Source organism: Pseudomonas sp. NY15356 (assembly GCF_048068175.1).
Lineage (GTDB): Bacteria > Pseudomonadota > Gammaproteobacteria > Pseudomonadales > Pseudomonadaceae > Aquipseudomonas > Aquipseudomonas putida_K.
Genome location: NZ_JBLUPW010000009.1, coordinates 100,866 through 117,787 on the forward strand (window position 1 = coordinate 100,866; position 16,922 = coordinate 117,787).

The following is a 16,922-nucleotide window of genomic DNA, read 5'->3' on the forward strand; positions in this document are numbered from 1 at the left end:
GGTTAGAGGTACTTAAGGCCGGGGGCTTTCGCGGCTGTCAGGTACAGGCGATTACCGTTGGTGTTGAGCATGTCCATGAGACCGCAAGTGAGCTTGGCCACATCGTCCCCGTAATCACGGCTGAGAACGGTCATGCGGTAACGCTCTGATGGGAAAGACAGGTCTTCAGCGAGATACCGCCGGAACGTCAGTACGACGCGCTTTCCGGCTGCTTTTGACCCCTCGACGACCTCTTGCACCTCTCCCGTCACGTTGTCCATACCGATGACGATGTTCTGGAATGCGCTGTTGTCATTGTTGGGAAGAGCCAGATCCATAGCCATTGCTACAAATGTCAGCGTCCGGCCATCCTCCGTCGTGCAGGTCACGTCGGAGTAGCCTGAGCAATAGAGGTGCGAGACAGAACCGCCCTCTTCTTTCGCCTCGATCGTGTCGACCAGCATCCCGCGACCGGAGGCATAGCACTCTTCGATCGCGCTCATGCTTCTGGCCACTCCCTGTTAACGCCGTAGTCGAAGGAGTCCATGTAGATCTCGTATTTGCTGAGAGGCCATTGTTGGTTCACAGCAATATCAATGACCCCCTTGTTGAACCAATACTCTGGGAACTGCTCCCATCCTTCTGGAATCAACGGTCGATCCTTCAGCTCTGCCTCGAACGAGTACCGCCAGCGCGTCACCTGGTCGAGCTCAGTCCGGCTGTAGATTCCGGTGAATTTAACCTGGTACTTCTGGAACCCCGGCTGGAGCTGGAGCGGCATTTCGAACCACTCCAGCCCGTCGTTCAGGGTCCGTGCGTACCAGGCATCAAAAAACGCTGCCTCGTCCCACTCGAAGATGAAGTTGAGCGTCAGCGTCGATGGCACATATCTATGCACCCTTCGATATCGGCGTCGACCGGTGACCATTGGCGTGGAGCGCATTGGGTCAGCGGTCGAGTAACCGTATCCATCCTGCAGTGGGAGGGGCAGCTCTGCTGGGTACTGAATCATTGCCTCTCCTTATCAGACGCCAGATCGGCGGACTGGATATGCGCCCTCGAATGAGTCAACGACCTGGCCGTAGCCTGTCGCGAACTGGTTTGAAATCTCATCCACGGCAGCCTGAACAATCACTTCAACGTCTCCGTTTGGTGTCTGCCTGGCCTGTACCTTGCTGTTGCTGTAGTTGTGAATAATCACGTTTTGCTGGGGCGCTGTCTGTTGGATAGAACCACCGGCACCGGCCGATCCAGACGAAGGAGATCCAGAGAAGGAAACGCGCTCGTTTGAGTTGATGGCTTCGAGCAGGGCGCGGTTTCTCTTTGTGGCTGCGGCATTGACGATGAACTCCCCATCACTGAGCCAGGCAAGGTTGCTGTCAGAAGTGGCAGTGCCAGAGCCGGTGAAGTAGCCGCCAGTGGCGAACCCTGGAATGGCCGCCAGCGATGTGGCCAGCGCAGTAGTAGAAGTCAGCGCTGCGGCAGCTGGAACAGAGTTGCCACCGAAGCTTGCCAGAGATGCCAACGCGGCCGCCGGCGCCCACGCGGCAGCGGTTGTGCCAGCCAGCGCGATGGAAGTGCCAGCAGTAGCGGTGCCGAGAGTTGCAGCCAGGGCCGCATTCAGCCCCATTTGCACGCCCATCTTCACGAACCCAGCCACGATCTCCCGCAGCACGTTCTTGCCCAGGTCGCCCAGGCTTTGGAACGACAGATTCAGGTTCATGATCTGGTCAGTAATACCCTGGGTTACCGAGCCGAACGCCGTAGAGAAAATCGACTGCGTTTGACCGGCCACATTCATGGCCTGCACGCCGAAGTTCTGGATTGCTGCTGTCCACCCGTTGATCGGGTTGAGCATGGCCTGGTCCATCTGCGCCCAGCCTGCCTGGAGCGCTGCAAGTTGCTGCGGGAGAAACTCGTTCGTCAGATCGATCTGCGCCTGCAGATCCTGGCGCTGCTTCTCCGTCGTGGCATTGGCCAGTTCGGTGCGCAGTTGCAGGATGCGGTCGTTGGTCTGCTGCTCGAGCTGCACGCGCTGCTGAAGGCGCTGGGTCTGCTGGTCGCCCATGCCGACGCCTGCCGCAGCAACGCTGTACTCGTTCTGCTGTCCAGCCAGTTGCCGCTCAAGCTGAGCCCGGTACTGCTCGGCCTGGGTCAGGCCTTGGGCGCCCTTGATGGCTGCGGCATAGTTGATCGATGCTTGGGCCAGCGCCTTGCCGTACTCATCCTGGCTGATCTTGCCCCTGTCCAGAGCGAGCTGCAGCTGGGTTTGCTCTTTGGTGAGGGTGCGCGCCGCCTGGGCTGCAGGGTCGTACTGATTGTACAGCCGGGCGAACGTCGTTTCCGCCTCCGAGACGCCCTTGTTGACCCCCTTCGGTGCGTTTTTCTTCGCCTCGCGAGCTTTGATGTCCGCGATTTCCTGCTCGATGTTCTTGCGCGACTTGGCGTACTTCTCCTCCTCTGCCGCGGTGAAGCCTCCAGCGGCGATCGCGTCGGACCGGGCCTTATCCAGATCAGCAAGCTCTTTCTGCAGCTTCTGGGTCTGAGTCAGGCTCGACTTGTACGTGGAGTTGATGAGGTCGATGCCTTTCTTGCCCGCGTCCTGCGTGGCCTTGTTGGCTGCATCGGCGGCGGCCTGGGCGGCATTGTTTGCCAAAGCGGTTTGCAGCTGCTTCAGCCTGGTTTCGAGCCCGCGCAGGGTCTGATCGTCATCGCCCGCGAAGAAACCGATGATGCCCCCTTTGCGCTGGGCAATCAGTTTCTCGGTGTTGGCGATTTGCTCCTCGATCGTCTGATCGCGGCCAACGTCGAGCATGGCATCCCAGGCCTTCTTGGCTGCCCCGGTGATGGACTGCCACGCGGACTCCAGCGTGCCCAGGTTGCGCTCAATCTCCCCTGCCCGGCTGGTGATGGCCTCGGCGTACAGCCCGGCCGCCATAGCCGCAGCGTCCATTGTCTTACCCTGCTCCTGCAGGGACTGGATGTTTGCGTACTGTGACGCTGTGAGGATATTCAGCTCGCCGTCTAGCTTTTTGATGGCCTCGACAGGGCTCTTGCCGATCTCGTTGAAGGTCTGGACGACCTCTGTGATATCCCGACCGGTCTGCTTCGACCAGGCCAAAGAGGCCTGGGTGATCTCCACGTACATGGTGCGCAACGGATTGCCAGAGGCGGCCAGTTGGGTCAGGACCCCAGCGGCCGCTCCTACGGTCCCGCTCGATGCTGCCACCTGGTTGGCCATATCGGCCAGCTGGTTGGCGGACAGCCCAGCGGCGTTGCCGTTCTCGATAAGCGCATTGGCGAAGCGCTCGGTTTCTTCCGAACCTTGGTAGTAGGCTACAGCCAACACGCCCGCGGCTGCGGCTGCGGCTGTGAACGGGTTGACCAGGCCAGCGATGTACCCGCCCATGGCCCTTGCGGCCGGCCCTATGCCGCCGAACATGTCCTTGAGCTGGCCGCCCTGCTGAAGCAGAACAGTGAGGGGCGCCTGGCCTGCCTGAAGGCTTACCGCGATATCGGTGAATTGGGCGGGCAAGCCTCGGAGCGCAGCCTGGTAGGCTTTGGCAGACATGCCTGCCCTATTCATGCCATCAGAGGTCTCGCCGAGCGCATCGCGCATCGTATTGATGCGCTGCGTGTACTCGACGAATGTGTCGCTCTCGACTATCCCGGCCTTCTTGAGCTTGGCCAGCTTCTCCTGCATGTCGTCGAGACGACCGAGCGCAGCAACCGTTGGGTTGATCTGGCCCAGCAGTTGGGAAAGCTCTTTGCGCTGATCGTCCAGGCTGCTGGTCACGCTATCGGCTGAAGCGGCTGCGGCGTCGCCAGCCCGCTCCATCCGCTCGAGCGAACCAGTCAGGTCATCCGCATTACGCTTTGCTCCGCGCGAGTCAATCGTGATGGCAAGGCGGGATTCTTGCGTCATTTCGCCCTCCGGCGTCAGCGCCTCTTGGGCTTGGATTTGGATTCAGCGTCCGCTCTGGCTTCCTCGTTCTGCTCCTCCCAGTGCTTGCGGAACTGGTCGTCGAGGGCAAAGACGGCTGCGTCGAACTCTTCGCGGCATATCGCAGATGGGTAGCGGTCGAGGTATTCGGTGATGGCCGAAGGCGTGATGGGTGCAGGTGCACCTACCATGCCGACGTACTGCCGGGACCGGCTGATGTAGGCGTAGGCCTCAAGGATCTCGGCGGTTACGCCGTCGATCTCGGGCGCATCAGGCACGCCTGAGCCAAGCCGCTCTTGCTTCCAGCGCTTCTTCTCGTTTGCATCGCCAGCCCACTCGCGCCCCCACAGGTATGCCGCTACTGCTTTTCCGCAGTGGCTGCGGCCTTCTCCTCGACCCGACGGGCGATGTCGGTCGCGGTGCGTAGGGCCAGGAAGTAGACGCTTGGCATCTGGTTGATCAGCGCGATGCAAAGCTCGGCGCTGTAAGGAGCTGGTTCGCCTGGCTTCTCTTCGACATCGACGCCCTTCCAGTCCTTGATGAGGTGCTTGGCCGCCAGCTCGACGAACAGATCATCGTCGGTCTCCAGCTCAACATCAGGGATGTCTGCCAGGTTGAACTCGGCAGTGCCAACCCGGGCTTGCTGATTGATCGCGGCCAGATGCCGGTTGATCAGAGCTTGATGCGACTTGTACAGCGGGTTGGCGATCGAGCCGACGAGGATCTCGGCACCTGGGGCGAACTCGACCCAGCGCTGACCGTTGATATCCAGCTCAGGCTTCTTTGCAATGGTGATGCCCATGGTAATCCTCTGCGGTAAAAGGCCCGACGCACACCGCAGGGCGCGCCGGGCAAAGGGTTAAGCGGTGACGGTGACAGCGCAGGTGTCGGTCTTTGTGCCGTCTGCGGCGCTGGTCGCGGTGATGGTGGAGGTGCCCACGGCCAGGCCGGTGACAAGGCCGGTCTCGCTCACGCTGGCGATAGCTGGGTCGGAACTGGTCCAGACGACCTGCTGGCTGGCGCCGGCTGGAGTGACGACAGCCTCGAGGTCTCCAGTTTCGCCAACAGCCACACTGAGGGTGGCCGGGGTGACATCTACGGCAGCCACAACGATCGGCGCCGGCAGGCGGGTGATGGTCGGCGGCACACGGCGGGCGGTGTAGTTCAGCTCGACCTGGATGATGTCGGTCGATCCTCCATCCGGCCAGTCGCCAACCACTTCCATTTCAGGGATCAGGACGTTGTACCCGCCGTCGGCGTTGCCGATGGTGAACTCCAGGCTGATTGCGTCGTTGCTCTGCTGCTTCTTCCAGAGCTGATAGGCCATCTTCGACCAGCTGATCGTGATCGAGCCGGACGGGGTGAACGTGGTGGCGATGATGTTGCCCGGGTACGGGTTGCCATTGCCGATGCAGCGCTGGGTCTGGACGGCGTTGTCGAACTGCAGATTGAACGAGTCGACGCACGCGTTATCTTCGCCAACCTGGACGCCGTTGAGCTTCAGGCCGCTGATGTCCTTGAAGCTGAACCGGCGGTCGCTGATCTCCGGCTGGGCATTGACGATGAAGGATGTGTTGTCGCCCTTGTCATCCCAGGCGCGGGCGGCCATGGTCGTGGTGACCGTGACCTCGTTGTCGCCAGGGAAATCGAAGTTCATGGTGGCGACTTGAACGCCTCGGGCGATGGCCGACACACCGATGTCGGTCGCGTAGGAGGCGATCGAGAAGGTAATGCGGTCGTCGCCCATGGTCAGGACGTTGCCGGCCCAGTTTTTGCCAAAACAGGAGGCCATGAACTCGTCCAGCGCGCCGTATCGCCACTTCGTTTCGATGTCGCCGCCAACATCCACGGTGGTCTGAGCCGTGCCCTGGGACATCCGGTCGAACCCGATCTCGTTGTTCTCTTCCGAGTTGTAGGTCGGGGTAAGGCCGTTGCTGATGCGGGTCAGGACATTCCAATCGCCAGGCGGGGTTACGCCGGGGGTTACTTCTTTGATCCAGGCCAGCTGGACCTTAGCGCCCGAACTCATCGGTGCCTCCTTAGATCGTAGTGATCCGGGGAGGCGTGGCGATCAGAGGGGCCTTACGGCGTGTCTGATCAGCGTGCCCGGTGAATTTGGGGTGTTAGCTGAAATCAATAAGCGTGTTGGCGCCTACGCCGATTTTTGGGCGCACCTGCAGGTCAAGCTGGACGTCAATGTTGCCAATGTGGCATTCGATTCGACCGTCCATGTAATTCTGCGAGATGGTCCGCACATCAAGTTCACGTATCGCTACACCAGTTTTGGCCTTGAACTCATGAATCATGCGCTCCAGCGCCGATGCCACTTGCTCTGCGAAAGCCAGGCGCTCTGCCGCCAACTCTTCAATGGTCATGGCTGCTCTCCTTCGCCAAAAGCCAGCGCTCCCAGGCGGCAAGCGCAGCCTTAGCCGCGCGGATCAAGCTGCGGTGCAGCTCCACGGTTGTCTTGGACATGCAAACCTCTGTGTGACGAGCACAAAAAACCCCGCCAATGCGGGGTTATCAATTTTGTCAGATCTTTCGGCTGGTCAGCTTTATCTGAAAGTCGACATCTTCTCGAGTCTCAGCCTCGTAATGCCACCTTTTACGACCGGCAAGCCAGTGGCGCGACACCACAATCTGAACACCACCATCCATGGTTAGTCCGACCAGGTGACGCTTGCGATGCGAGGAATCTTTCCATGTTTTTGGTGGTTCAGTGCCTGACATGACCGGCTCCATTAAGGTTGCGCCATCCTACATACGGATTTTACGAAGTGTCGACTCTGAAAGTCAGTAGGCCCGGTATGGCACGCTGACGTTGACCTGGTACCAGCCGTGCCCGTCATCGCCGATGTTGTTGGCCGAGGCTGCGTAGCACTCGAATGGTCCGGTCGGGTCGCTGTAGAACTCGAAGTGCTGGACCAGCGTGTCGGCGGCCTTGGTGATGGCCAAGGTGCCCTTGTAGCTGGGCACGAACAGCTGAATCATGATGATGCCGGTGCGGCGCACGCACGGGCCGATTCCGACCTCGGGCGCACTGGACAGTCCTGGCACATCCGCCAGCCTGGCCCAGATTGCTTTGCCTGCTGGGTCGAACGGCCCCTTCGGGTTATTCGGGTAGTCCACAGCGTCAGCGGGAATGCCCGCCCACTGCGTCATACGGCCAGTGACGATGGCCCGGATTTGTTCGAAGGTCATGTCCTGTAGGCCTCGGCAACGCCATTGAACGACACCGCGTAGATGCCGGCCGGCGCCTGTTTGGAATGGCCATCCTCAAGCGGACCTGCATACGGCAAATTGTTCTGGATGAAGACCTGGGTGTATGGCTCAAGGCCTGTAACTGCCCTTACACCGGCCTGGATGGTCTCAGCGCCAGTTGGGTCGACATTCACGGTGCTGGTGTACACCGGAGCGCCCACACTGACGATGTTGTTGCCACGGAACCGTCCGGTGTCTACCGGTGATCGCAGGACTATCTCGTTGAGCATCGCAATAGCGATGACGCGCACGCGCTGGCTCAGCTGCTCCTCAACCACGCCCGCGAACAGGCTGGGGGGTGTGCTCCAACCTCTTTTCGCCATGGCTATTTCCTCAGCTGAATCTCGTAGTGCGCCTTGGCTGGATCTATGCCTGGGCTGACAATGCGATAGGTCACTGGCTCGCCCGTGATCAGGTCGTTGGCGGCGATCTCGTGGCCTACCGCTGGCTTGTCCGTGACTTCGTTGGCCAGGCAGATAAGTAGTACATCACCCACTAGAATGTTGATGTTGTCGATACGGCGGCTGTCGTAGTTGTCGAACACGCCGCGCCCGGTGTAGGTCACCGGCTGGGCCGTGCTGGTCTCGCTCACTGGGTCCCAATCGCCTGGCCCTATGTAGGAGCCGGTGAAGGGGAACACGGCATCGGCAAGGTCGTCGTCGAACGCCGCGGCGAGATCAGCCTGTACTTCGTCTCGCAATCCCATGGCTACCCCCTGTCCACAGCAAAGGTGAACGGGTTGCAGCGCCAGGGCGATACCAGGGCCAGGGCGAACTGCACGCCCTCAGGCTGCGCGCCCGCGCTGGTACGGTCGAGCGCGGCATAGGTGCGGCTGGTCGATACCGATCCGGCCTTCACGCTCTTCGCCTCGAGTGAACCCTCGGTCTGCTGCTGGTACAGCTGGCCGGTGGATGCGACCAGAGCCAGCTGGGCACCGGCCTGTTTCACCTCCTCCGGCACGGCATCCATGTCGATGCCACACAGACGGAGCGAGGTGAGGTATGCGTTGGCCTGCGCTACCGCCATGGCCTTCTTGTCGTCGGGCGCCCAGGTCGAACCCAGGATTTCGTCGACGTCCGCGACGGTGATGTAGGTAGCCATCAGGCCTCCGCTGAAATGAGTGGGGCCGAAGCCCCGGTGTTACTTGGCGCTGGGCTTGCTGGCTTTGGCGGTTTCGGTCTTCTCGATACCGGCACCATTACCATGCGCGCCTTCGTTGTCCTGCTCGGTGCGCACGCTTTCAACGCCACCGGTCTCGCCCACCGTCTGGGGGCCAACGGTGATGTTGCCAGCCGTGCCGCCGAAGCCCCAGCGTGCCTTGTTGTTCGGGTCGATGTGGTTGTCTTCTGCGAGTGCCATGGTGATCTCCTCGAAGGGGCTCTGTTACGAGCCCAGGGTGGAAGTGATGAACGCCAGCGGCACCTGCTTACGCGACCATTTGCGCTGCCAGTTGGTGGCCAGGGCCAGGTCGGACCAGTTCGCCGATACCGGGCGGGTGGTGCCTGGGGTGCCGGTGATGGTCGCCGACAGGAACGAGTAGCCCAGCGGGTGAACAACGAAGTTGCGACGGGTCCACAGGGTTTCCGCGCCACCACCGTTGCCGCGGGCCGCCTCGCGGTCGTATTCCATGTCGTCCTCGTCCTGCTCCTCGGCGTAGCCGATGGCGCCAGGGCCAAAGATGATCGACAGGTACTTCTGGTTCGGCGCAGTGCCGACCACCGGCAGGCCGTCGTCGATCACCACCAGCATGTTCTGGTAGCGGCCGAACTCGGGCACCTGGTCTGCGATCGGGGTGAAGTCGATCAGGTTGAGGATCGTCATCTCGGCGTAGACGGCCGAGTGCATGGCGATCACGCTGAGCGCCTTGGTGCCGTTCGGTGTGACGATCTGCGGGGTGTAGTCACCCATGGTCGCCCGGGCACGGATTACAGCGGCAGCGGTAATCGGGCCGCCGGCGTCCACCACCATGTCGCCGCCGTTGTCGGCCACGTTGTCGTTGTAGATACCCACGACAGTAGCGATGGTGCGGCGCTGGGCCACGCGCTGCCAGTAGCTGGTCAGGCGGCTGGCCACGAACTCAAGCGGGTCCTGGTTGGTGATGTTCTTCACCAGGCTCATGGCTGCCCAACCTTCGTTGAGGTAGGCGGCACGGGCCTGCATCTCGGCGCTGGTCACCGCCAGCGGCACGGCGATGTCGGTGTACACGTCGTTCGAGTAGTTCGACTCGATGGACGCGTCCAGATCGACCCACCACGGGATGGTGAAGGTATTGGACGGGCTGGCCAGCAGGCTGGACATGTCGCTGTTGTTGACCAGGATGCCCGACTGGAAGAACGCGGTCTTCTCAACAGTGTTGACGCGCATGTAGTCGCGCAGTTCGTCGCGGAAGACCACATCGGAGAGGATGGTTGGCATTGCTTACTTTCCTTTTTTCTGGGCCGTTTCATGCGCTGCCTTGAGGCGCGCATGCTCGGCGGGGTCATTTCGGCGGAGCTCTACGCGCTCCATGCCGGTCAGTTGGTCCCACGTTTTGGTGGCCCCGCCACCCCCGCCACCGGCAGCCCCGCCGCCACTGGCCTGCGAGCCGCGCACCAGGGAGGCGTAGCGCGGCTCTTTCTGAAACTCTTTGCCGAGGTCTTCCAGCGTGGAGACCGTGAGGTTCCCGCTAGCATCGGTGACACGTACCTGGCCATCGACAATGCGCAGCCGGCGCTCGAGGAATTCGGCCAGGATCTCGGCGTTCGGGCCGTCAGCGATCTGCGCCGCGATCTTGGAGGCCGCACCGGTCAGGTCGCGCTTCTCGATGCCGGCCTGCAGGTCTGCCAGCTTCTGGCGCTCGGCGGCCAGGGCTTGCTCGCTGCTGGTGTACAGCGACTCGTAGTCGCCGCGGGCCTTGGCTGCGTCCAGCTCTTTCTGGGTCAGCTGCTCTTGGGCCTCACGCGCCTTGCGCTTGGCCTCCTTCGCTTCGTCCAGCAGGGTCTGGTTCTGGCGCTTGAGGCCTTCAACATCCTCGTTTTGAGGGAGCCCCTCGACCGCGAGGACGTAGTTTTCGCCCTGGGCCTTGTAGAGCGCTTGCAGGGCTGGTTCCAGAGCGTCGAATGCTGCTTTGTCGATCAGGTATTTCATGTCATCCCCCGGATGATTTGCCGTTGGCTCAGCCGCGGGCGTAAAAAACCGGCTCATGGCCGGCTGTTCAAAGTCCTGCACGCTCGAAGGCGCGCGGTTCAAGCTGTCTCAGCTCGTCCAGCGTGATCTGCTTGCCGTTCTGGTCCACGAACTTGTCCAGGGTCAGCTCGCCCTTGCTGAACAGCTTGTAGCGGGCCGGACCCAGGACATCGATTTGGAAAGCGGCAGGCTGGCGTGCGAGCCACTGCTGGTAGGTGGTCTTGCTCGACACCTGCTCAGCACCGTCAGGCCCGACTGCCGGCCTGGCTGAGCCAGGAATCTCCCGCTCGAATTCAGGCTTGAGCACCGGTATTTCGGACGTTCGGCAGTTCCAGTGGAACGGAGGCGACGGCGCGCTGAATGGCACCACCGTGTTGTCGATCGAGCGGCAGAACGGCGATGTGCGCCCGTCCAGCGTGGCGATTCGTCGTTTGCCGGCCAGGATGTCGTCGTTGGCCTTGAACGTCTCAGCCCGCGCTGTGCTGGCAATGTGGTTGGTCATGGTGCGCACCAGCGCCGATGCCTGATCCTGCTGCAGCTGGTGCATGCTGGTCAGGCGCCGGTTGATCTGCTGGCTGGTCTCGCCCAGGGCAGAGCCGATCTGGACCTCTCCGATGATCTGTGCTGATTTTGCTGTGCCGAACTGGTCCAGCGCACCGGCAATGCTGATGCGCTGCACCCCGGCCCGGGCCTCAAGCTGCATGGGCTCGACCAGCGCAGCAGCGGCAACCAGATCGGCGGCCGGCACTCGGGTCTGGACCAGTGCGGTGACCACCTGGCCAAGCATCCGCGCACTGAATGCAGCCTCGTATCCGGCGAACTCGCCGAGATCCAGCATGGCCTGCCCTTTGAGATCGCTGTAGATGCCCTGCAGGTCGCGCTGCAATGCGTCGATCTCGCTGGTGTACTTGCGCGTGCCGTAGGCGCTCAGGCCGCCGCGAACGGCTGCCTTGGCGGTGTTGATGGCCTTGGTGATGAACTTGGCCACCCGCTTGAGGTTTCCGGCGGCATACCGCTGGACGTAGGCCTGGTGCCGGGTGGCTGCGTCAGCCAGATAGCCTTCACTGCTCATCGCCGTCACCTGGTGGCTCGTTGCCCGGGTCGCTGCCCACTACCGGAGGCTGAGCCTCGATGTCGTCGTCGATATCCTCATCCGTGCGGTCCGACTCGATGGTGCCGGCCTGGCGCAGGTTGGTGCGCAGGTCGCGCTTGGCGATGATGCCCTGCTGCCACAGCTGGACTTGGGCCAGGATCATCTGGGCATCCATGGCCTCGTCGAAGAACTCCTGGTTCAGCCAGAAGACCGTCCCCTCCATGTCAGGCTGACCCATCATGAACAGTTCAGCGTCGAGGATGGCCAGTTTCAGCGCCTCCGACACGTTGCCGGCGATGGTGCCCAGCACGCTGTTGTCCGAGCTGTAGCGGATGCGCACGGCCTCAGCCGTTTCTGCACCGCCGCCCTTCTGGACGATGCGGGCGCCGATCATCAGCATCTGGTCCTGCTTGTCGCGCATCAGCTCCAGGGCAAGCTGGGTTTCCTTGGCCTGCAGCATGGTCGCGCCGCCCTGATTGCCGAGCATAATTCCGCGCCGCGAACCGATGTGCACCCCGTTCGGGTTGAACTTGGCGAACTCATCGGCGGTGATGCTGCTGGTCATGAACAGCGTGGGCTGTGAGCTAATGAACCCGGCCTCCTCCACCGTGGCGCTGTTGCCGTAGTGCAGGATGTTGACGTCGGCGATATCCTCCAGCGGCCCCTTGTCCACTGCGGCGTCGTTGTTCTCCGAGCCGTAGAAGTGGAACGGGATGTGATCGAACTTCTTGCCGGCCTGGTCGGTGGGGATGCTTTCCTCGCCATCAGGGATGTCATCTCGGTACAAGCGCTGCTTGTAGACGCCATCCTCCAGCACCAGGGCGCGGTACTGGTCGACGATTTCGAACTCAAAGCCGTCGGCACTCTCCTTGCTGATCTGCTCATGCAGGACCACCAGCACCAGATGCTTGCGACCTTCGATGACCTTCTCGCGCCAGTTGATGATGCTCAGTGCGGGATAGTGATGAATCCAGGCCTGCTTGCCGGCTGATTCGGCGGCTGTGCGCGGGCGCCCGGATTCGCCTTCCAACTTGGGGTAGTCAGTCAGGAATCCACCCCGGCCCGTATCCAAGCACTCTCCAACCGCTTCCTTGGACAGCTGCTCCAGGCTCGCACCGTCGCCGCTTGCGTTCTCCAGCAAGTACTGCACGCCGGATGGCAGCCGAACCTCGGCTGTCTTGCGGAACACCGCCCCCAGCAGGCCAGTGCGGGTGCGGCCGGTCACGTTGAGAAACATGGCCCGCTTCTTCAGCTGGCGGTACCGCTCCAGATTCTCCTCCGACTGATTCGTCGGGTCTGGCATCGGCAGGTATTCGTCGTGCTTCCTGATCTCTCGGGCGCCGGCCACGCATCGCTTGACCAGGCGCCAGCTCGGCAGAGCATCGTTGTACTCCTGCCGGGTAGCGCTGTAATTCGGCATGCTGGCCTCAGAATGTGAACGTGACAGGTATGTGCTCGACTCTCGAGCGTTTGGTCTTGGCTACGGCGAAGTAGCGGAAGGCGTCGGATGGGTGGGAAGACCAGTCATGGAGCGGCTTGTCTTTCCAGCAGCCGCGCTTGTCGTCCCATTCCTTGCGGTAGCTCTCCAGGGCGGTGATGCCCTCCTCGCACTTGGCCTCGTCGAAGGCGCAGCGGGGCAGAATCTCCCGCGCCTGCTCGATGCCTTCGTCGATGCTCAGCTTCGGCACCACCTGGAAGGTGAGCGAATAGCGCTGGCCGTCGATCTCGTAGCCCTCTCGCGCGATTTCGCGTCTAGTCTTGCCATCGCTACCAAATTCCCGGTTATCGATATCGTGAGGGCCCCAGTGCTCGCCGTATGTATATCCGCGATCCTTGAGCACCTTCATGTAGTGCCGCAGGCCTTCGCCGCTGTTCTGGTAGAAGTCGATTACGTGGAATTCCTCGCCCACGATCCGGACGAACCAGATGGCGGTCGAGTCGCCCACACCGATGTCCCAGAACGTGTGCACGGGCAGGTGGCCGTTGTCTGGCAGCTTGCCGATACGCTGGGCGGCGTAGAGCTTGGTGAACTGCTTGGCGTAGTAAGCGCCCTCGATCGTCTGCTGGAATGCCTCGGCAGGGATCGACGGGTACTCCCGCTTCATGTCGTCGCCGAGGGTCTTTTCCTTGGCGGCGTACCAGGCGCGCTGGCCTGGGTTGGTGACGATCCCGTGCTTGGCGGCCAGGTCGTCGAAGTACTTAGTCAGGCGGTCAGGTATGACTGCATCGGTCGGGTCAAGCCAGTAGAGCGGGTTCCGCCACCAGCTGAAGAAGAAGAATTTCCAGTCCAGCAGACCCAAGGGCACGCCGGCCAGCTGCTGCTTCTCGGCAGACTGGCTGTAATCGAAAAAGTACCCGGACCGGCCCTCTGCCGTCGACTCGATGGTGACGAAGCACTCAGCGGCCACGGCCTCGAACGCACCGGTCACGATCTCCCGCGCCTTATGCGGGAACTTAGCGCAGATCTTCCCAAACTCAGAAACGTGCAGGTAGCGCAGCGTGCCGCCCCGGAAGGAGGTGGACACGTACAGCGACCCGCCCTTGCTGAACACCAGTTCGCCCGCGGCGTCGTTACGCGCCGGGTTGGCCGCCTTGATCTCTTTGGGCAGGTGATCGTAGGCGTACTTCACCTTCTCCCGGAACAAGCGCTTGGCGTCGTTCAGGGTGTGGGCGATCAGGGCGCACTTGGCGGCCTCGAACAGCGCGGCATCTAGCTGGACGATGCAGACCAGCGTCGTGAAGCCCAGCTGCCGAGCCTTGAGGATGATGTTACGGGTGTGCATCCCCTGGAAGTAGTCGACCTGCTCCTGCGTCATGCGGAAGCGGACCTTCTTGCCCTGCTTGTCCGTGATGAAGTACAGGTTGTTCAGTCGCCAGAACCGATCCCGGAGCAGTTTCATGTGCTCGGGCTTCATGGTCAGGCATCCTTCGATAGTTCATCCATCAGGGCGGCCAGATCATCGACGGTCTTGTTGCCTTCCTCGCTGTCCAGGCCGTACGCCTGGCGCTCGCCCTTGATGACCTTGAGCTGGGCATCGACACCAGCATTGAGCGCTCTGGAGAAATCGCCCAGGTTCTCTTCGTTGACGTCCATCTCGGCAAGAGCCACCGAAAGCTTGTCGGCGATCGAGCGCCAGTTAGCCAATCCAGTGCGGTGAGCGAGAACTACAGAGGCAGCCTGACTGGATGCCTCGTCGATGATATCGGCGTCGGTAACCGATGGTGACTGGTTACTGGTGCTGGTTACCGATGTGGTTACCTTCTGTTTCGTCGCTATCCGAACCTGCTCGGTCAGGTCGCGGGCCCACCCTTCTTTCTTCGCTCGCTTGAGGATGGTGGCGTGGTTCACGCCTTGAGATTCCCCAATGGCACGAACCGAAAGCGACCCGGCCCGGTAGGCTCGTTCGATCGCCTCCCAGTCGGGTTGCTTGATTGTCATGTGCTACCTCGCGCCACGAAACGGCGCACCTCGAATTTGTGGCGCCGATCACTCAACCGGCTTGCAGCCTTCGCATTGGAGGTGTCGGCAGATCCAGCGCTTCACACGCGGCCAGTAGGTAAGCATGAACATGTGCCGTATACCCGCCAGGGCCAGCGATACCATCAGCGTGGCCCAGGCCGTGTTGGCGGTGATGAACATGCGCTCGGACCTGGCCAGGATGGCGTAACCGCTGATGGCGATGACCGCGTACAGCACCTTGCCAATCACCCCGTCGCGTACCTTTCCGCTCAGCACGCACCATGTTGCCCAGATGGCGATGAGGCCAGCCGCGATGGCGTTGATGTATTCGTATGTCATGAGCTAGGCCCTCCGAACTTGGACCTGATGACAGACCATATATCGGCGGCTTTGATCGCTCGGTTGATGGCGGCAATGAGAGAACCGCCGAAGGTGCCGAGAAGAAAACCCACGCCCGCAACGCTGCGGGGCTCGGTGATACCGAAGTAATTGCTGACCATCCCTGTGAGGTAGTGGGCGCAGGCCATACCAGTGAGCAGAAAGAGCAGCCAGGCCTTTCGGTCGGTCAGGTCGTCCTTGTGCCAGCGGGTCGCTACCAAGGCCCCCAATAGGCCCGCAATCATCCAGTCGAACTTCTCGAGCAGTCGGTGGAAGAACTCCATGCTCGACCTCTCGCTGTGCATGAACAAAAAACCGACTCTCGGCCGGGACTCTTGAGGCCCTCAGAGGGCAACAAAAAACCCGGCTTTTTGGGCCGGGCCTTGATTAGGTGCTAATTGTGAATCTTGGTCGCTTACGGCGTTGCGCTACTCCCCGGCCATCCCAAGGGTGGCCAGACTCGTTCCACTCGCTGATGACCGACTCTACTTTGAGCCTCATCCTGGTGTATCGGCATTTCTGGAGCTTCTCGCACAACGCCTTTACCGGCTCTGCCTTAAACCACTCTCCACGCACGTGATGCTGCTGCATCTCCAGGTGAAGAATTGATTCCACCTTGATATCACCCTCCAGCACGCAGTGCACCAGCAGCTCTCGCGCTGATCCTACCTGCATGTTGACCAGGCGGGCGCTCAGGTCTGTGGCGTAGCCAATCTTAACGAATTCATCACCAGCAGCGCCGATGATGTAGACGACCTTCTTGCCAGCCCATGCGGCATCAGGAGCTTTCGGCTTTGGTTGATGTGCTGCGCAGTAATGCGTGCCTTCCAAGGCGTCTCGGAGGCAGCGTGCTCGTTGGCAAATGTTGTAGCTGGGGAGACTGGACGTCTCAATGAAGGGGAAGCGATGGATCTGGGTCATGATATCTCCAGACCATCCCGCGACAGTTGCCTACATCATCAGACGCAGGAATCACAGGATGGACGTATATTGGCTCACTGGCTCAGTCGCAGTCAAGCGACATTGGCCACCAAAAGTCCTTCATGGTCGAGAATGTGCTGAGCCTCGACCAGTGCAGCGTCTACTTCGCGCTCCAGGGCCTTGCGAATGTCACGCCTCCAGCGCTCCTGAGTCTTGATCGGGTGCGGATCGTCGCTCCAGTTGTCCATCTCGTACCAGGCCGCTGGCAACACGCTGGTGCTGCGCTTGCCGTCGATCCCGGGAAGCTTGGGCATGGCCCAGGTCAGAATGGCGCAGTGACGGAAACGCTCCGGTGCCGGTGAACGATGGCTGCGCGTGATTTCCTCGATCGCGGCGTGCTTGCGGTCGACGTGCGTCGAATACTTCGCCACCAAGTGCCGCCAGTGCTCCGAGGTGAGGTTTTTGTGCAGCCGGCTGAACACCATGCAGTCGAAGAGGAAGGCAGCCTCCTTGCCCACGATGGCGCCCTTCTGCTTCGCCGCTTGGACCTTCGGCTCGAAGTCGCAACCGCCCGCGCTGTTGATCGTCTCGGCCGCCAGGGCGCGGACCACTGCCGATACCACGTTCTGATAGTTCACTGTCCACCCCCTGCCCGCTTGGCCTTTCTCAAAATGAATTCTTCGTAGCTGCGCTTGCGGCGCACTGCGCCTGCCCAGGACAGC

At 61.4% G+C, this 16,922-nt stretch carries 23 protein-coding genes; all 23 read right to left on the minus strand.

The window, feature by feature from the left end:
- Positions 1-2 precede the first annotated feature (2 nt).
- Positions 3-482 (minus strand): DUF1833 family protein, encoded by a 480-nt coding sequence (locus ACNFCI_RS09785; protein WP_416767887.1) that lies wholly within the window; start codon positions 480-482, stop codon positions 3-5.
- Positions 479-991, minus strand: a complete 513-nt coding sequence (locus tag ACNFCI_RS09790) for a transposase (protein WP_416767889.1) — start codon at positions 989-991, stop codon at positions 479-481. The genes ACNFCI_RS09785 and ACNFCI_RS09790 overlap by 4 nt, the downstream gene beginning before the upstream one ends.
- 12 nt (positions 992-1,003) lie before the next feature.
- On the minus strand, positions 1,004-3,904 hold the full coding sequence (locus ACNFCI_RS09795; protein WP_416767890.1) for a phage tail length tape measure family protein: 2,901 nt from the start codon (positions 3,902-3,904) through the stop codon (positions 1,004-1,006).
- A gap of 14 nt (positions 3,905-3,918) precedes the next feature.
- Positions 3,919-4,200: a hypothetical protein gene (locus tag ACNFCI_RS09800; protein ID WP_416767892.1), complete on the minus strand. Its 282-nt coding sequence runs from the start codon at positions 4,198-4,200 to the stop codon at positions 3,919-3,921.
- 80 nt (positions 4,201-4,280) lie between these two features.
- Positions 4,281-4,724 carry a hypothetical protein gene (locus tag ACNFCI_RS09805; RefSeq protein ID WP_416767894.1) on the minus strand — a complete coding sequence of 148 codons (444 nt, stop codon included), beginning with the start codon at positions 4,722-4,724 and terminating at the stop codon, positions 4,281-4,283.
- 57 nt (positions 4,725-4,781) lie between these two features.
- Positions 4,782-5,951 carry a phage tail tube protein gene (locus tag ACNFCI_RS09810; RefSeq protein WP_416767895.1) on the minus strand — a complete coding sequence of 390 codons (1,170 nt, stop codon included), beginning with the start codon at positions 5,949-5,951 and terminating at the stop codon, positions 4,782-4,784.
- A gap of 94 nt (positions 5,952-6,045) precedes the next feature.
- A complete protein-coding gene (locus ACNFCI_RS09815) occupies positions 6,046-6,297 on the minus strand; it encodes a hypothetical protein (RefSeq protein ID WP_416767897.1) in 252 nt (83 codons plus the stop codon).
- A gap of 157 nt (positions 6,298-6,454) precedes the next feature.
- Positions 6,455-6,652 carry a hypothetical protein gene (locus tag ACNFCI_RS09820; protein ID WP_416767899.1) on the minus strand — a complete coding sequence of 66 codons (198 nt, stop codon included), beginning with the start codon at positions 6,650-6,652 and terminating at the stop codon, positions 6,455-6,457.
- A gap of 63 nt (positions 6,653-6,715) precedes the next feature.
- Positions 6,716-7,123 carry a phage tail terminator-like protein gene (locus ACNFCI_RS09825; RefSeq protein WP_416767900.1) on the minus strand — a complete coding sequence of 136 codons (408 nt, stop codon included), beginning with the start codon at positions 7,121-7,123 and terminating at the stop codon, positions 6,716-6,718.
- Positions 7,120-7,506: an HK97 gp10 family phage protein gene (locus ACNFCI_RS09830; protein WP_416767901.1), complete on the minus strand. Its 387-nt coding sequence runs from the start codon at positions 7,504-7,506 to the stop codon at positions 7,120-7,122. Before ACNFCI_RS09830 ends, ACNFCI_RS09825 begins: the two co-directional genes overlap by 4 nt.
- Positions 7,507-7,508: 2 nt before the next feature.
- Entirely contained in the window at positions 7,509-7,889 is a 381-nt protein-coding gene (locus tag ACNFCI_RS09835) for a glutamate 5-kinase (RefSeq protein ID WP_416767902.1), read from the minus strand.
- A 2-nt stretch (positions 7,890-7,891) separates the two neighbouring features.
- Positions 7,892-8,284 carry a protein singed gene (locus ACNFCI_RS09840; RefSeq protein ID WP_416767903.1) on the minus strand — a complete coding sequence of 131 codons (393 nt, stop codon included), beginning with the start codon at positions 8,282-8,284 and terminating at the stop codon, positions 7,892-7,894.
- A gap of 39 nt (positions 8,285-8,323) precedes the next feature.
- Positions 8,324-8,542: a hypothetical protein gene (locus ACNFCI_RS09845; RefSeq protein WP_416767904.1), complete on the minus strand. Its 219-nt coding sequence runs from the start codon at positions 8,540-8,542 to the stop codon at positions 8,324-8,326.
- A 24-nt stretch (positions 8,543-8,566) separates the two neighbouring features.
- Complete coding sequence (locus ACNFCI_RS09850; RefSeq protein WP_416767905.1) at positions 8,567-9,598, minus strand: hypothetical protein; 1,032 nt, start codon at positions 9,596-9,598, stop codon at positions 8,567-8,569.
- 3 nt (positions 9,599-9,601) lie between these two features.
- Positions 9,602-10,309 (minus strand): hypothetical protein, encoded by a 708-nt coding sequence (locus tag ACNFCI_RS09855; RefSeq protein ID WP_416767906.1) that lies wholly within the window; start codon positions 10,307-10,309, stop codon positions 9,602-9,604.
- Between the two features lie 67 nt (positions 10,310-10,376).
- Positions 10,377-11,420, minus strand: a complete 1,044-nt coding sequence (locus tag ACNFCI_RS09860) for a phage minor head protein (protein ID WP_416767907.1) — start codon at positions 11,418-11,420, stop codon at positions 10,377-10,379.
- Positions 11,410-12,861, minus strand: coding sequence for a DUF4055 domain-containing protein (locus tag ACNFCI_RS09865; RefSeq protein ID WP_416767908.1), 1,452 nt, complete (start codon positions 12,859-12,861; stop codon positions 11,410-11,412). Before ACNFCI_RS09865 ends, ACNFCI_RS09860 begins: the two co-directional genes overlap by 11 nt.
- Before the next feature lie 7 nt (positions 12,862-12,868).
- The gene (locus tag ACNFCI_RS09870; protein ID WP_416767909.1) at positions 12,869-14,356 is read right to left on the minus strand and encodes a terminase; all 1,488 of its coding nucleotides are present in this window, start codon (positions 14,354-14,356) and stop codon (positions 12,869-12,871) included.
- A 2-nt stretch (positions 14,357-14,358) separates the two neighbouring features.
- Positions 14,359-14,880, minus strand: coding sequence for a hypothetical protein (locus tag ACNFCI_RS09875; RefSeq protein WP_416767910.1), 522 nt, complete (start codon positions 14,878-14,880; stop codon positions 14,359-14,361).
- 48 nt (positions 14,881-14,928) lie between these two features.
- A complete protein-coding gene (locus ACNFCI_RS09880; RefSeq protein WP_416767911.1) occupies positions 14,929-15,240 on the minus strand; it encodes a hypothetical protein in 312 nt (103 codons plus the stop codon).
- The gene (locus tag ACNFCI_RS09885; protein WP_084854855.1) at positions 15,237-15,563 is read right to left on the minus strand and encodes an MFS transporter; all 327 of its coding nucleotides are present in this window, start codon (positions 15,561-15,563) and stop codon (positions 15,237-15,239) included. The genes ACNFCI_RS09880 and ACNFCI_RS09885 overlap by 4 nt, the downstream gene beginning before the upstream one ends.
- Positions 15,564-15,666: 103 nt before the next feature.
- Positions 15,667-16,200 (minus strand): GIY-YIG nuclease family protein, encoded by a 534-nt coding sequence (locus ACNFCI_RS09890; RefSeq protein WP_038409511.1) that lies wholly within the window; start codon positions 16,198-16,200, stop codon positions 15,667-15,669.
- A 92-nt stretch (positions 16,201-16,292) separates the two neighbouring features.
- On the minus strand, positions 16,293-16,838 hold the full coding sequence (locus ACNFCI_RS09895; RefSeq protein ID WP_058160112.1) for a hypothetical protein: 546 nt from the start codon (positions 16,836-16,838) through the stop codon (positions 16,293-16,295).
- Between the last annotated feature and the right edge of the window lie 84 nt (positions 16,839-16,922).

Bases quoted from the DNA above. Each gene is read 5' to 3' on its own strand.
- ACNFCI_RS09785 (WP_416767887.1), bottom strand. From the start codon at position 482: ATGAGCGCGATCGAAGAGTGCTATGCCTCCGGTCGCGGGATGCTGGTC.
- ACNFCI_RS09790 (WP_416767889.1), bottom strand. From the start codon at position 991: ATGATTCAGTACCCAGCAGAGCTGCCCCTCCCACTGCAGGATGGATAC.
- ACNFCI_RS09795 (WP_416767890.1), bottom strand. From the start codon at position 3,904: ATGACGCAAGAATCCCGCCTTGCCATCACGATTGACTCGCGCGGAGCA.
- ACNFCI_RS09805 (WP_416767894.1), bottom strand. From the start codon at position 4,724: ATGGGCATCACCATTGCAAAGAAGCCTGAGCTGGATATCAACGGTCAG.
- ACNFCI_RS09810 (WP_416767895.1), bottom strand. From the start codon at position 5,951: ATGAGTTCGGGCGCTAAGGTCCAGCTGGCCTGGATCAAAGAAGTAACC.
- ACNFCI_RS09815 (WP_416767897.1), bottom strand. From the start codon at position 6,297: ATGACCATTGAAGAGTTGGCGGCAGAGCGCCTGGCTTTCGCAGAGCAA.
- ACNFCI_RS09820 (WP_416767899.1), bottom strand. From the start codon at position 6,652: ATGTCAGGCACTGAACCACCAAAAACATGGAAAGATTCCTCGCATCGC.
- ACNFCI_RS09825 (WP_416767900.1), bottom strand. From the start codon at position 7,123: ATGACCTTCGAACAAATCCGGGCCATCGTCACTGGCCGTATGACGCAG.
- ACNFCI_RS09830 (WP_416767901.1), bottom strand. From the start codon at position 7,506: ATGGCGAAAAGAGGTTGGAGCACACCCCCCAGCCTGTTCGCGGGCGTG.
- ACNFCI_RS09835 (WP_416767902.1), bottom strand. From the start codon at position 7,889: ATGGGATTGCGAGACGAAGTACAGGCTGATCTCGCCGCGGCGTTCGAC.
- ACNFCI_RS09840 (WP_416767903.1), bottom strand. From the start codon at position 8,284: ATGGCTACCTACATCACCGTCGCGGACGTCGACGAAATCCTGGGTTCG.
- ACNFCI_RS09845 (WP_416767904.1), bottom strand. From the start codon at position 8,542: ATGGCACTCGCAGAAGACAACCACATCGACCCGAACAACAAGGCACGC.
- ACNFCI_RS09850 (WP_416767905.1), bottom strand. From the start codon at position 9,598: ATGCCAACCATCCTCTCCGATGTGGTCTTCCGCGACGAACTGCGCGAC.
- ACNFCI_RS09855 (WP_416767906.1), bottom strand. From the start codon at position 10,309: ATGAAATACCTGATCGACAAAGCAGCATTCGACGCTCTGGAACCAGCC.
- ACNFCI_RS09860 (WP_416767907.1), bottom strand. From the start codon at position 11,420: ATGAGCAGTGAAGGCTATCTGGCTGACGCAGCCACCCGGCACCAGGCC.
- ACNFCI_RS09865 (WP_416767908.1), bottom strand. From the start codon at position 12,861: ATGCCGAATTACAGCGCTACCCGGCAGGAGTACAACGATGCTCTGCCG.
- ACNFCI_RS09870 (WP_416767909.1), bottom strand. From the start codon at position 14,356: ATGAAGCCCGAGCACATGAAACTGCTCCGGGATCGGTTCTGGCGACTG.
- ACNFCI_RS09875 (WP_416767910.1), bottom strand. From the start codon at position 14,880: ATGACAATCAAGCAACCCGACTGGGAGGCGATCGAACGAGCCTACCGG.
- ACNFCI_RS09880 (WP_416767911.1), bottom strand. From the start codon at position 15,240: ATGACATACGAATACATCAACGCCATCGCGGCTGGCCTCATCGCCATC.
- ACNFCI_RS09885 (WP_084854855.1), bottom strand. From the start codon at position 15,563: ATGGAGTTCTTCCACCGACTGCTCGAGAAGTTCGACTGGATGATTGCG.
- ACNFCI_RS09890 (WP_038409511.1), bottom strand. From the start codon at position 16,200: ATGACCCAGATCCATCGCTTCCCCTTCATTGAGACGTCCAGTCTCCCC.